This is a genomic window from Pedobacter sp. UYP30 (assembly GCF_040547165.1).
Classification (GTDB): Bacteria; Bacteroidota; Bacteroidia; order Sphingobacteriales; family Sphingobacteriaceae; genus Pedobacter.
Genome location: NZ_JBEPPD010000005.1, coordinates 150,034 through 164,228, shown reverse-complemented (window position 1 = coordinate 164,228; position 14,195 = coordinate 150,034). Strand labels below are relative to the sequence as shown.

The window sequence follows — 14,195 nt, the reverse complement described above, 5'->3', positions numbered from 1 at the left end:
TTTACTGAAAAAAAAGAAAACAATTGTATGCTAAGTAAGGTAATGATTAAACAGTAAAATGATGGCAAAAAAACACAATAATGTTTACTTATTCTTTCTCTGGCTATCTGCGGTATTATATGTGGCTGCGGGCATAAATCATTTTTTGGCAACAAAAGTCTATTTATCTATTGTGCCACCGTGGATGCCGGTCGGTACTTTTTTAATCTATCTATCGGGCGTAGCTGAAATTATATTGGGTATTTTGTTGTTGTTTAAGCGTACGAGAAAATGGGCTGGAATTTTTATAGCGTTGATGCTTGTTGTTTATTTGCCCCTACACATTTACATGTTGCAGCTTGCACCGTTTATGTTGGGAAAATTAATGGTAACAAAATTAATTGCCTGGATTAGGCTGCCCATTCAGGCGGTGCTTATTTTTTGGGCGGCGGTGTACATTAAAAATCCTTAAAATTATGATTACAAAAACCAATTTTACCCTAAAGGGCGCCGATGATAAACTAATACTAGGTGATATAACAGTTGATCACGATTTAAAGCATACACCTGTTATTTTGTTCGTACATGGCTTTAAGGGCTATAAAGATTGGGGCGCACATAATTTAGTCGCCAATTATTTTGCAGAAAATGGCTACCGTTATTTAAAATTTAATTTTTCGCATAGCGGAGTGCCTTCTGATAATCCAAAAGACTTAACCGATTTAGCCTTGTTTGGCCAAAACACGTTTTCTAAAGAGCTTTTTGATCTAAAACAAGTTGTTGATTTTATCGCACAAACCTGTGGCTCTGAAACAGAAATAAATCTTATTGGGCATAGCCGCGGTGGCGGATTGTCTATCATAGCTGCAGCAAACGACGACAGGATAAGTAAATTAATTACCTGGAGTGCCATAGAAGATTTTAAAAATCTATGGAAACCAGAGCAGGAAGCTATGTGGGAAAAGGAAGGAGTGATCTACATTACAAATTCCAGAACGAAAGTGCAAATGCCGCTTAATGTTGGTTTGCTGTACGATTATAGAGAAAATCCAGAGCGACTGAATATTGTTGATGCCGCCAAGCGGATAAAAGCACCGTGGCTAATTGTAAACGGCACCAAAGATCAGAGTGTAAGCGTAGAAAACGCAAAAAAATTACACCAGGCAAATCCAAAAAGCAAGTTAGAAATTGTACTAGGTGCGGATCATGTTTACGGTGCATCGCAACCTTACCTGGAAGAAACTTTACCACTTGATCTGCAAGAGGTTTGTGAAAAGTGTTTGGTGTTTTTTAGAGAGAACAATTAATGCATCATCAATTTTTTTGAAAAAGATTAGCCTCCGGACGAAAATTGAATGTGTATTAGAAGACATGAGGGGTAATTCCCCTGTTTCAGAGGGGTGGTCGCAGACGGGGTGTTAGTCTAAAAAAAAAATTACGTAAAACTACAGCCACGCAAGCCGGTTTTCCTTAAGCTTTTTCAATCCAGTTGCCGTCTTCTTTAATAATATCGATTAATTCATCTAAAGCAGAAACTGTTTTTACATTCTTTTTTACCACTTCTTTTCCACGATAAAGGGTAATTTTGCCGGGTCCAGTACCAACGTAACCATAATCGGCATCGGCCATTTCGCCTGGCCCATTTACAATACAGCCCATAATGCCAATTTTTATACCTTTTAAATGATCTGTGCGCGACCGTATGGCTTGGGTAGTTTCTTGTAAATCGAAGAGCGTTCTGCCGCAGCTTGGACAAGAAATGTATTCTGTTTTACTTATACGCGTGCGTGTTGCTTGCAATATGCCAAAGCTAGTAGAGTTTAACAACGATAAGTTTTCGCCCGGCGCATCAATCCATATTCCATCGCCAAAACCATCTGTAAAGAGCGCGCCACAATCTGTGGCGACGTACAACATTAAATGATCTGCATCTAAATTTTGGTAACTTCTCTTGATAATTACCGGAATTTTTAAACCTCTTTCTTGCAAAGCGATAAAAAATGCCCGTTGATCGGCCATGCCGTGCAAAACTGCCGTTTTAAGTACAAAAACTACATTAGAAAACTGCCGAAAATTGTTTAATTGTTCAGTTGTTAACTTGTTGAATTCCTCAAAACTGATTTCTACCAAATTTAGGAACTCGTCTTTTACATCAAGTAGAATGTATTCTTCTAAAGAACATAAAGGGTGACAGTTGCTTTTATCTTTTAAACCGAGCCAAGTTTTGTAGTTGTAAATCTGCTTTAAGTTGCCCGGAAAAGAAAACGAAGGCAAATTATCGCCCAAATAAACCAAATCACAAGCTTGATCTGCCAAATTGTATTTATCTAAACCAGCACTGTATTTATATCCCACGGAAGTGAGAAAAAATGGATCTTTTAAATTTTTTTTAGAAACATCTACCATCACTATAGGATGATAATGACCGCCGATGTGTTGTACAGGCTCGGTATTTCTACGCGAATAAGAATATGGATCGTAGGTTGAGAGTTGCGGGTTGCGGGTTATGAGTTTCGAATGCTCAGTTGCTGCTACTTTTAACTTTGAACTTTCAACTTTCAACTCACTCCGACTTCCGACTTCCGACTTCCGACTTCTCTCACCATACCTATCTACCAATGCCTTTGCCACTGGTGCCTCAAACTCTGGGTCTTCAGTTAACGAAACGCGCACGGTATCGCCTAAACCATCTTCTAATAAAGTACCTATTCCAACCGCAGATTTGATCCGGCCATCTTCGCCATCTCCGGCTTCTGTAACCCCAAGGTGGAGCGGGTAATTCATACCTTCTTTTACCATAGTTTCTACCAAAAGCCTGTAAGCCTGAACCATTACCTGCGTGTTGCTGGCTTTCATAGAGATAACCAAGTTGTAGTAGTTTTGATCTTCGCACATGCGGATAAATTCCATCGCCGATTCGACCATCCCCCGAGGTGTATCTCCATAATGGCTCATAATCCTGTCGGATAGCGAACCGTGATTTGTGCCGATACGCATGGCCGTGCCGTATTCTTTACAAATTTTAACCAGCGGGATAAATTTTTTATAGATCCTGCTGAGTTCTGCATTGTATGATTGTTGGGTATATTCTAAGTTTTCAAATTTCTTTTTATCGGCATAATTGCCAGGATTTACACGCACTTTTTCTACGATACGGGCTGCCATTTCGGCGGCGTTAGGCGTGAAGTGAATATCGGCAATCAGCGGAACTTTGCATCCGCGAAGCTTTAATTCCTTTTTAATATTGGCAAGGTTTTCTGCTTCTTTAATGCTTGGTGCAGTTATTCTTACATACTCTGAGCCACTTTCTACCATACGAAGCGTTTGTTCTACAGTCGCAATGGTATCCATAGTGTTGGTGGTGGTCATAGATTGGATGCGGATGGGGTTGTCTCCACCCATAGCAATATCGCCAATATTAACTTCTCTGGTAACAAACCTCGAATAATCTGTTAAACTATTACAGTAACCGCCTTCAAGTATCTTCGGCATTGATAAACTTTCCATGTATTGCAAAGATACTATTTAGCGCGCGATTGTTAAAAGGTTGAAATATGGAAGCGAAGTAAAATTTGCTTAGTGTGAGATGAGGAGTTTTGAGTTAAAAAGAGCAATTTTGCTATAAAATTGAAGCAATTTTATTCAATTATGCTATAATTTTATAGCAAAAAATTAACATTTGCTTGTAATTAGAAGCAATTTATTACCCAAGATTCATAAAAATCGCAGCAGACGACTTAGAGGCAGGAATTGGAAATAAAATCCCGCTTTGGATGTTCGGTTTGCTTTATTGATTTTGAGGTGCTATTTTTACGATTACTAAATCCTTTAACCAAACTCTGTGAAAACCAATAAAATAACGCGCTGCATATTTCTCTCCATCTTCTTATTTCCATTATTTTCTATAGCCCAAGTAGGTAAAATAGACAGTTCTGAAATGGTTACCATTCGCTTAGATCCGCAAAGCGCAAGAGGCGCTACGGTTTCTCAAATTTTTGATGAGGTAAAATTTGTACCATTAGAAACTACCAAAGAAAGTTTATTCGGACAAATAGGACAATTTAAATTAGTTAATAATTCTTATTTAATTTATGACTACGATACTAAAGCCCTGTTAATTTTTAACACAGAAGGAAAATTTCTTGTTAAAATTGATGCTACAAAACTACAAAGTAGTAAAGATGACAAAGAAAAAGCCCAATTTTATGGTTTTACATCGGATAAGATAGACGGCAAAGATTTCATTGTAATCTATACACCTAACAATGTGCAATATTTCGATTTTAAGGGGAATTATATCAAAAAAGTAAGCAATAAAGATTTCAAGTTCAACAATAACATCAAATTTAAAGATGGCGACACAGAAGTTAAAACAAGACAGTGGGTAAAGGATGGAAAAGACAGTACTTTTTATAAATTAATGTTATACCATCCAAAAACTAAAGATAGTGTAGCCTACTTTGTTGATGACGAAAATAAGTACGACAAAGACGATTGGTATGGCGACGAAGGATTTACAAAATATGCGGATAATGCAGGTTTTTTCGTTAATTTTTATGATTACAACCTTTATAAAGTTACGCCTAATAAAGTTTCTTTAGCCTATAATTTTATTTTCCCAGCGCTAAATACCATAACAAAAGATTTTATCACAAATCCACTATACATAAAAAAGAGGCAAGATTATTTTGATAAAAACAGAAAAGTGTTTTACGGCTTGGGAAATTGCTATTTAATGGGCGAGAATTTATTCTTAAAATTAAGTACTGGTTATTGGAACAAAGACCAAAAGAAAAGTCTAATATACAATGTTAAGACGGCAGAATTAACCTCTTTTCAGGATATTGAGCCAGATAGCCTTTCTAGTTTTTTACCCATAACCGATTCCGGTTTTAGCTACGAGTTTGAAGGCAGAGGTTTTTCTGCATTCGAAGATGGAAAATTCTACACAAGTTACTCATCCTTAGCCGCATTTACTTTTAAAGAACGCATTGCCGATAAAAAGGTAAATTATCCGCCGCTGTTGGCAAATTATTTTAAAACCGGCGACAGAAAAAGCAACCCAATCCTTATCATACTAACACCTAAGAAAAACTAATCATGCGCTCTTACTTTCTCTTTGCATTCTTCAGCATTCTACTTTTTAATGCTAGCCTTTCTTTTGCTCAAAAGACAACAATAACGCCCGTAATGGGTACAGTAAAGGGTATTGTTAGAGATAGCGTACACAATTATGTATTAAAATCGGCAACGGTTTCTATTTTTAGGGCAGATAGTTCGGTGCTCAATTATCAACTAAGCAACAATTACGGCGAGTTTAAATTTACAAATTTACCTATCGGGCAAAATTTACGTATTGATATTAGCAATGTGGGTTATGATTTGATTAGAAAAAACATCATCATACCCAAAGGGCAAACGCAACTAGATTTAAAAACGCTGTTTATTAATCCGCGGACGGAAACTTTAAACGACGTGATGATTACAGTTCCTCCCATTAGCTACAACAACGACACTTTGGAAATAAATGCCATAGCTTTTAAGTTAGATACCAATGCAACCGTAGAAGATTTACTTAAAAAAATACCCAACATAACCGTTTGGGGCGATGGAATTATTACCGTTAACGGGAAAGAGGTAAAAACTTTAACCGTTAACGGAAAATCTTTTTTTGGCGGCGATAACAAAATTGCGCTTCAAAACATTCCTAAAAATGCCCTAGAGAAAATTCAGATTTTTAATACAGCCGATAGAAATAACCCTTTAGATAGCAATCTGGTAGCCAATTTAAAACTTAAGAAAGGAAAAGACCGATCTTACTTTGGAAAAATCGGTTTAGGTTATGGTACCGATAAACATTATCAATTTGATGGAAACTTGAACTTTAGCACGCCAAAACTACAGTTATCTATCATTGGCGCCAGTAACGACATAAACAAAATACCAAATGACATTAACACCCTTATTAGAAATAGTACGTATAAGGGTACTGGCACGAGTGTAGAATATCAGCCAGATTTTAGGCAGAATGGCATAAACAAGGGAAATGTAGCGGGTGCACAAATGACGTATAATTTTACACCAGATAGCAAAGAATGGAACAACAACAGTAAATTAACGGCAGATTACTATTTTAAGAATTATGAGTCAAATAACGAAAGCGACAACCAAAGCACCACCACAATAGCCGAAAACAACCAAATTTTCTCTCAGAGTAAAAATTCATCCCTAAATAATAGCAATAGCCACCGGTTAAACAGCATCTATAATTATTACAAAAAGAGCCATCGTTTAGATGTGAGTGAGTTTTTTACCGCAACAAAAAACGACAACAGCAGTACGAATTTTAGAAATGCCATAAATAACAATGGCGATTTAACAAGTACAAATAATGGCAGCAGCCAATCTCAATCAGACAATAAAAATTTTAATTTTAAAGCCGATTACAATTATAACAACTACAACAATTGGAAACAGCGTTTTAAAAGCATTAGGACAAATTATAGTTTAAATATTGCCGACAACAACAACAACAGAACAGAAATAACTTCATTTAGAGATTTAGCCGACCCATTAAAAAATCAAGATTTTAACAGAAGGTATCAAACTGCTGAGAAATTCGTAAACCAAACAGTGGGTTTTACTATGCCAAACCTAAAACCGTTAATATTCGGCAACAACGCTCAACTAGCAAACTTCGATGCAGAAATTAGTTCCAATTTAACTTTGGATCATAATAATCGCCAGAATTTGGTAGAAGATTATACCGCGGCAAATAATTATAAATCGAATGGTTATCTTTCTAACAATTTAGAGGTCAATCAACTCGAATTTACACCAGGATTTACTTTATCGAAATCTTTTAGCAAAAACTTAAGTAATCGATACAATAAGAGTATAAATTTAAGTGCAACTGTGGCGCAACAAATTATAAATCAAGATAATAAATCAGATAAATCTTTTCAAAACATTAAGCGCAACTATAGTAATTTTGTACCGAAAATAAGTGCTAGTGCTTTCAATTACCAATATGGTACCTACCAAGAAAGTTTAAACTTAACCTACAATACCAACATCAATATTCCAAGTTTAGAGCAGTTGGCGCCCTTAACGGATAGTACCAATTTGTATAATTTACAGCGAGGTAATATTAATTTAAAAGAAGCTACAGATAGATCTATAAATTTAGATTTTGGCCATTATGATATGAAAAACAAAAATACCTTAAATTTTAATGTGAATGGTTCTATAGGCTCAATTACCAATGATATTGTTGACAGTGTTTTCGTTGACCAACAAAATAGGAGAAATAATTACCTTGCCAATGCTAGTGGCACTAAGTATGCGCGTTTTAATGGAAATATCCGTAAGTCTCATAAATTTAAAAATAGCGAGTTGCAATTGAATTTTTATACTGGTTTCGATTTTAATAAGAAGCCGACCTATTTTAATGGAGTTTTTAATTTTTCTAACAACACTAACACCACGAATTCCTTATCAACAAATTTTACTTTTAAAGATAAATTAGGTTTAGAAGCATCTCAAACTGTAAATACAAGCGTCTCTAAACAAGATGCATTAAACACCAAATACAAAAACCTTACTCTAACTACAGCAGTGAGTACAAATTACAATTTTACTAAAAAACTTTCTTTAAGCAGCAACGTAAGTTTTAACCAGAATAAACCTTCGGTTGGCGAAACCATAAATTTTGCAATTTGGAATGCCAATGCAACTTATCGTTTTAACAAGGGCAATAACGCCGAGATTAAATTTTCTGCTTTGGATTTATTGCACCAAAACAAAGGCGTATATAATTATGCGGGCATAAACAGTTTCTCTACCTCAACCAGCAACGTTTTACAGCAGTATTTCATGTTTACACTTTCTTACTACCCGCGTAAATTTGGCGCAAAGGCTTCCGCAAAGAAGTAGTGCTGGTTGCAAAGAAAAATGTTCTTCTTTATTTACCATTAACCTATGTTTTCTTAATTGTTTAAATTTATTTTAATTTTTGTATATACTGATGCAACCATTTTTTAAAATCGGGCATCTACTCTACATAACCACGAAATGAAATTGGCGCAAACCCATACAATAGACGATTTACTGCAAGGCTGTAAGAATGGCGAGAGGAAGACGCAGGAATTGTTGTATAAGCAAACATCGGGCAAGATGATGGCGGTTTGCATGCGTTATGCTAAAAATAGGGCAGAGGCAGAAGATGTGCTTCAGTTAGGATACATTAAGGTATTTACCAAGATAAACCAGTTTAAGGAAGAAGGTTCTTTTGAGGGCTGGATACGGAGAATTATGGTAAACACCTCGATAGAAAATTTTCGTAAGAACCAACGTAGTTTAAAAGTGGTAGAATTGGATGAGGCTTTTGACCAACCATCTGTAGGATTTGATTTCGGTACTTTAGGGATGGAAGATTTGCTAAGGGTGATAAGTAAGTTGTCCGACGGCTACCGAATGGTCTTTAACATGTATGCGATTGAAGGTTACTCGCACCGGGAAATTGCCGAACAATTGGGCATTAGCGAAAGTACCAGCAAATCGCAACTAAGCCGAGCCAGGGCAATTTTGAAACAAGAAATTATAAAAATGGAGGGACAAGGTTATGCAACCTATACAGGATAAAGATTTTGATAAGTTATTTAAAGACAGTTTGCACGATGTTGAAATTGCGCCATCTGCAGGTTTGTGGAGCGCTATCGAGGCCGAAATTACACCAAAGAAAAGAGCGCTAAGTTTGCGGTATTGGCTAGTTGCCGCTTCTATTGTATTGTTGGCAACCGTTACTTTAGTTATATACAATCAGCAAAAAATTGCACCGAGCCCGAGTTTGGTAAATGTAGCGCCTGCGATAAAAAAAGGAAAAATAGAAAAGCAGATCTTACCAAAAATAGAGGAGACAAATGCAAATCTGGTTAAGACCGATTTGGCTGTAGAACCAGTTTCTAAATCGAGTTATGTGGGGTTGAAAAATGAGCGCAGAAAATTACAAGCAAAAACAATTCCGGAAATTTCATCAAAAAAGATGGTTGAGCTGCCCTTACTGGCCGAAAATAATAACCTTCCGAAAACGGGAGCACCAGAGGCGGAAGAAATTATACTCGCTACTTCTGTAGCTCCTTCACAACAAAATATGGTGTTGGCTTCTGTGCAATCGGTGCACCAAGAAAAATCTATTGTTGATGAAAATGTTACAGCTTCTAAAGGAATAAAAAATGCTGGAGATCTGATTAATCTCGTGTTAAATACCGTTGACAAAAGCAAAAATAAATTCATAAGGTTTAAAACCAACGATGAAGGATCTACACTTGCTGCGGTAAACATTGGTCCGTTTAGGTTTGGCAAGCAGAGCGATTGACAGATGTAACAGAAAATAAACTCTATATAAGACACACACATAAACTAAACATACAAATGAAACATTTAATTTTAAAAACCCTAATGGCAGGCGGACTTGTTATGGGTATGGGACAAATTACCAAAGCACAAACAGACACCATGAAAATGGATTCGGTAAATCACAAGAAATTCGGAATCCATAAAAAAACAGGTGTTACCCTAAACTTTGGGAAAAAAGATAGAGATAATGAAAAGGACAGCTCTGGGATTTATAAAAGTCACTTTACTGGTGGCTTAACTTTTAATCGCATAGATATTGGTTATTCTAGATTGGTTGATAATGGAAGTTCTAATCTTTCGCCAGAAAACGACTTCTTATCTTACCGAGGCGGGAAAACCAGTACTTTTTCGTTTGATATAGCACAATTCGGATATCGATTTACGCCAAATTTTAAAATTTATTTAGCTGGGGGCTTCGACTGGACCCTCATCCGTTTGCGAAAAGACATAACGATACAAAAGGCCATGCCAACCCTAACGTATGAGGATCAAACCGTAGGGTTTTCTAAAAATCGTTTCTCTAGCAGTTACGTGCACATTCCGCTAAACTTTGAGTTTAGAACAAAAGATAACAAAAATGGCAATCGTTTCTTTGTGGTAGTTGGCCCAGAGATTGGATTTTTGTTAAATGGAAAAGTTAAACAAATTAGCGGCGAACGCGGCAAGGAAAAATTTTATGACGATTACCATTTCCAAGGATTAAGGTATGGCGGTACAGTTAGACTTGGCTACGCAGGTATTGGTGTTTTTACCAAATATTATTTTAGCGATATGTTCAATACGGCAGCACAAGCAGGTTTAAAGAATTTTAGCTTTGGGGTAACGTTGGGAATAAATTAAAGAAACACACACGCAAATTGAAAATCCTGTTTCGTTTAAGGCGAGACGGGATTTTTTATGATGGGTTTGGCTCAGTTCCGCGCGTCACTTCGAGGAAATAGAAGTCTCACAACTAGGGTTTTATAGCGCTTTTGCCACTCGTCCAGCTTGTGAGGTGTCTCCTAGCGTCCATGGCAAAATGTTTAATTAAAGTAGTCCGATGACCGCAAAGTTGATAGGCAGATGCGTAGCTTCGAACGAAATATTAGTGGCGGGTTTCAACCCGCTGCGGAGTATCCGTCTCCGTATTTAAATCCCAAACATCTTCTTTGCCTTTTTCTTACCTTTACGCTGTGAGAGAAACGATAATTACAGTAAAAAATTTAACAAAACAATACCAGTCTGAATTGGCTGGTGGTATTAAAGACATAAATTTTGAAATAAAAAGGGGTGATGTAGTTGCCATAATTGGCGAAAGTGGTAGTGGAAAATCTACGCTTCTAAAATGCATGTATGGTTTGTTAACTCCCGATAGGGGAGAAGTTAATTTCAACGCCGAAAAAGTTAAAGGGCCAGATGAGCAACTTATTCCTGGGCACAAGCAAATGAAAATGGTTACCCAAGATTTTTCATTAAATATTTATGCTAAAGTTTATGATAACATCGCATCTCAACTACCTAACACAGATTTAAAAGCAAAATCTGAAAAGACGCTACAGATTATGGAGCATTTAAAGATTTTGCCTCTTCAACATAAAAAAATAGTAGAACTTAGCGGTGGCGAGCAACAACGTGTGGCCATTGCAAAGGCCATGGTGGCAGATACACAGGTTTTGTTGTTGGATGAGCCATTTAGCCAAGTAGATGCGTTGTTAAAAAATCAACTGCGCGCCGACATTAAAGAAATTGCCGCAGAAACTGGGGTTACGGTAATATTAGTCTCGCACGATCCGGCAGATGGTTTGTTTTTGGCAGACGAATTATTGATGCTAAAAGATGGATCACTTTTACAAACCGGAAAACCATCTGATATCTATCAGCAGCCCAAGCACATTTACACAGCAAGTATTTTGGGCAATGCGGTGGTTTTATCGCGCGGAGACGCAGAAAAAATAGGCCTAAAAACTTTTAAACAATTTGTGGTTTTTTATCCCGAATGGGCAGAAATTACAAGCAATTGGAGCAGTAGACGGTTTGAAGTAAAAGATGTTTATTACAAAGGTTTTTATGATGAATTGCTGCTAACTAGAAATGGCGTAGAGATTAGGGCCTTGCAATTAAACCGAGGTGCGCATAAAAAAAACGACCACGTTCAGGTAAACATCGGTCGTTTTTTAGAATTTTAAAGATGGTTTATTGTTGTGACCTAACTAACACTATTTTCACTCTAGTTTTACCGGTTGGATAATCTGGATATGTTGCGGAGTTTGATCTTTGCAAATCGATTTCTAAAGTCTTATTTGTTTTGTCAATTACATAGCTATAAGAATTCAGCCCATATACATTGGGTATTTGTTCATAGGTATCATTATCGGTTCTGGAAATATAAACTAAAAACCCATCGTCTTCAAAGGTTGGTCCGTCAAGAACATCAGAAATATTTAAAATGGAAAATATCGTTCGTCCATCAGTAGTGTCTTTTTGCCAGTCTGCCTGATTGATATAAGCAATGATTGTTCTGTTAGGTGTCGTAGTTGTGGGTTGAAGAACAGTTTGTTTCTTGCATGATGCCAGACTTAGCGTGGCAACGCAGAAAAATAAAATGGTTAACTTTTTCATAACATTTGGTTTTATTTGTGTGTGTGAAAAATGTATTGCAAAACAACTGCCAAAAACTCTGAAATAGAAAACATGGATTAAAAATTGTTTAATTATTTCTGTATAGATAAAATTCTTTTAAAATTTTAGCGCATGAAGATATTTTTTGGTATCCTGCCATGGGTAATCCTTTTGGTGGCTGGTTACTTTTTTATTTCAAAGAAGTTTAGCATCAGCACTTCTGTAGATAGCAAACATCAGCTTTTGGTAGAAAGAATAGAGTCTATTGGTAAATTAGAACTGGTGAGATACCAAATTAGCGATGTATTGGAGCATAAGCAGAAAACAGATTTTTTGCCAGAGGCGAGTGTGTTATTAATTGTTAAGGCGGAGGCTGTTGGTTGCATCGACTTAACCAAAATTACCAAAGATGATATTGACATTGATGCGGATACAGCTGTAGTAAATTTGCCACAGCCAGAGATTTGTTACGTAAAGATAGACCATAAGAATTCGCGCGTTTATGATACTAAAATGGCGTTTTTTAGAGAGGCGAATTTGGTAGATGATGCTTACAAAGCAGCAGAGGTAAAGATTGCTAAAGAGGTAAAGAAGTCGGATATTTTAAAACAGACTAAAACGAATTCGGTAAATGTATTAAAACCAATTATACAGAGTTTAGGCTTTAAAGATGTTAGGTTTACATTTAACCAATAGATTTTTTCTGAGTTGTAAATCTTTCGCATATTTGTGCTATATAAACTAACTTTTGCCAAATGAATAAGGTACTTATTATTTATACCGGCGGCACCATTGGTATGGTCAACGGCGCAGATGGAGTGCTAGTTCCGTTTAACTTTGAGCAGATAAAAGAAAATGTTCCAGAGCTGGCAAGGCTAAATTATCAGTTCGATGTGCACTCTTTTCATCCTGTGTTGGATTCTTCTAACATGGATCCCGAAATTTGGAAGACGCTGGCAGAACTGATCTATAAAAATTATCATTTATATGATGGCTTTGTAATTTTGCACGGTAGTGATACCATGGCGTTTACCTCGTCGGCCTTAAGTTTTATGTTAGAGAATTTGGCGAAACCAGTTGTTTTAACCGGATCGCAATTGCCAATTGGAGAGATACGTACCGACGCAAAAGAAAACTTGATAACGGCTTTGGAGATTGCGGCAAAAAAGGAAAATGATTCGGCAGTTGTTCCAGAGGTTTGTATTTATTTTGATGCACAGCTTTTTAGGGGCAATAGAGCAATAAAATATAACAGCGAAAAATTTGAGGCTTTCCGCTCGCCCAATTATCCAATCTTGGCAGAAGCGGGCGTGCATTTGCAGTTTAACAGCAATTACATTTTAAAAAATCTGGGTGGCACTTTAAAACTCCATACCAATTTCAACGCAAATATTGGTGTGCTAAAGTTATATCCAGGAATTACCAAAGAAGCGGTTGAGGCCATAACAGCATCTAAGGTAGATGCCATTATTTTAGAAACCTTTGGTTCGGGCAATGCAAGTACTGTTGCTTGGTTTTTAGAAAGTTTGCGTAGCGCGATAAATGCAGGGAAATTGATTGTAGACATTTCTCAATGTAAAAAAGGATCTGTGCAACTTGGTCGATACGAAACCAGCAGAATTTTACAGCAAATTGGTGTATTGAGTGGTTTCGATTTAACTTTCGAAGCAACCGTAACTAAGTTGATGTTTGTACTGGGACTTGGGGTTTCGATGGATGAGATGCGGCATTTAATGGAAACTTCGTTACGTGGGGAATTGACGGCAGGATAGATGGCGTTGGCGAGCAAAGAATAAGGAGTAAGGAGCAAAGAATAAGGAGCAAAGAATAAGGAGTAAAGATTAGGTACTTAAAATGTAAGGCTGTCGGTTTCTTTCGCTAATGTCACCTTGAACTCGTTTCAAGGTCTTTTATGTCATGATTTGTTGAAGGGGTAAATGAAACGAATCATGGTTGAAATTAAGAAAGAGGCTGAAATAGATTCATCAAGAAAGTCACAGTCTATTCTACCGCAAATGTTGCGCTAACGACAGCAGCGGTATCCTTTTTTTGGCTTCTTAAGCCGAAAAAAGATATAGTGGATGGCGTGTAAAAGCGCTCAAAAAATTCTAAAAGCTTATGTTGAAAGCGCAATTTTCTTGATACTAAATAAAGGATACTGAGAGGACGTTCAGGCATTTAGTCGTTTGTCTTAATACTAA

General features: G+C 36.8%; 12 protein-coding genes. 10 read left to right on the top strand and 2 right to left on the bottom strand.

All coding sequences use genetic code 11. From position 1 onward, the window contains the following. The first annotated feature begins 58 nt into the window (after nucleotides 1-58). Nucleotides 59-451 (top strand): DoxX family protein, encoded by a 393-nt coding sequence (locus ABIB40_RS08095; RefSeq protein ID WP_354357832.1) that lies wholly within the window; start codon nucleotides 59-61, stop codon nucleotides 449-451. 4 nt (nucleotides 452-455) lie between these two features. Next, nucleotides 456-1,286, top strand: coding sequence for an alpha/beta hydrolase family protein (locus tag ABIB40_RS08090; RefSeq protein ID WP_354357830.1), 831 nt, complete (start codon nucleotides 456-458; stop codon nucleotides 1,284-1,286). Nucleotides 1,287-1,449: 163 nt separating this feature from the next. On the opposite strand, the gene ispG is transcribed toward ABIB40_RS08090, so the two are convergent. After that, the gene (ispG, locus tag ABIB40_RS08085) at nucleotides 1,450-3,486 is read right to left on the bottom strand and encodes a (E)-4-hydroxy-3-methylbut-2-enyl-diphosphate synthase (RefSeq protein WP_354357827.1); all 2,037 of its coding nucleotides are present in this window, start codon (nucleotides 3,484-3,486) and stop codon (nucleotides 1,450-1,452) included. 334 nt (nucleotides 3,487-3,820) lie between these two features. Between ispG and ABIB40_RS08080 the strand changes: the two genes are divergently transcribed. The 6 genes from ABIB40_RS08080 to ABIB40_RS08055 all read left to right on the top strand — a co-directional run bounded on the left by ABIB40_RS08080 (nucleotide 3,821) and on the right by ABIB40_RS08055 (nucleotide 11,561). After that, a complete protein-coding gene (locus ABIB40_RS08080) occupies nucleotides 3,821-5,077 on the top strand; it encodes a DUF4934 domain-containing protein (RefSeq protein WP_354357825.1) in 1,257 nt (418 codons plus the stop codon). A gap of 2 nt (nucleotides 5,078-5,079) precedes the next feature. Beyond that, nucleotides 5,080-7,914: an outer membrane beta-barrel protein gene (locus ABIB40_RS08075; RefSeq protein WP_354357823.1), complete on the top strand. Its 2,835-nt coding sequence runs from the start codon at nucleotides 5,080-5,082 to the stop codon at nucleotides 7,912-7,914. Nucleotides 7,915-8,052: 138 nt separating this feature from the next. Continuing rightward, entirely contained in the window at nucleotides 8,053-8,622 is a 570-nt protein-coding gene (locus ABIB40_RS08070; protein ID WP_354357821.1) for an RNA polymerase sigma factor, read from the top strand. Then, nucleotides 8,603-9,355 carry a hypothetical protein gene (locus ABIB40_RS08065; protein ID WP_354357819.1) on the top strand — a complete coding sequence of 251 codons (753 nt, stop codon included), beginning with the start codon at nucleotides 8,603-8,605 and terminating at the stop codon, nucleotides 9,353-9,355. The genes ABIB40_RS08070 and ABIB40_RS08065 overlap by 20 nt, the downstream gene beginning before the upstream one ends. A 56-nt stretch (nucleotides 9,356-9,411) precedes the next feature. Further along, complete coding sequence (locus ABIB40_RS08060; protein WP_354357817.1) at nucleotides 9,412-10,236, top strand: outer membrane beta-barrel protein; 825 nt, start codon at nucleotides 9,412-9,414, stop codon at nucleotides 10,234-10,236. Between the two features lie 332 nt (nucleotides 10,237-10,568). Next, on the top strand, nucleotides 10,569-11,561 hold the full coding sequence (locus ABIB40_RS08055; RefSeq protein WP_354357815.1) for an ABC transporter ATP-binding protein: 993 nt from the start codon (nucleotides 10,569-10,571) through the stop codon (nucleotides 11,559-11,561). A 7-nt stretch (nucleotides 11,562-11,568) separates the two neighbouring features. On the opposite strand, the gene ABIB40_RS08050 is transcribed toward ABIB40_RS08055, so the two are convergent. Next, complete coding sequence (locus ABIB40_RS08050; protein WP_354357813.1) at nucleotides 11,569-11,994, bottom strand: hypothetical protein; 426 nt, start codon at nucleotides 11,992-11,994, stop codon at nucleotides 11,569-11,571. Between the two features lie 132 nt (nucleotides 11,995-12,126). Between ABIB40_RS08050 and ABIB40_RS08045 the strand changes: the two genes are divergently transcribed. Further along, nucleotides 12,127-12,690, top strand: coding sequence for a DUF4230 domain-containing protein (locus tag ABIB40_RS08045; RefSeq protein ID WP_354357811.1), 564 nt, complete (start codon nucleotides 12,127-12,129; stop codon nucleotides 12,688-12,690). 59 nt (nucleotides 12,691-12,749) lie between these two features. Continuing rightward, nucleotides 12,750-13,766 (top strand): asparaginase, encoded by a 1,017-nt coding sequence (locus tag ABIB40_RS08040; RefSeq protein WP_354357809.1) that lies wholly within the window; start codon nucleotides 12,750-12,752, stop codon nucleotides 13,764-13,766. Nucleotides 13,767-14,195: the final 429 nt, after the last annotated feature.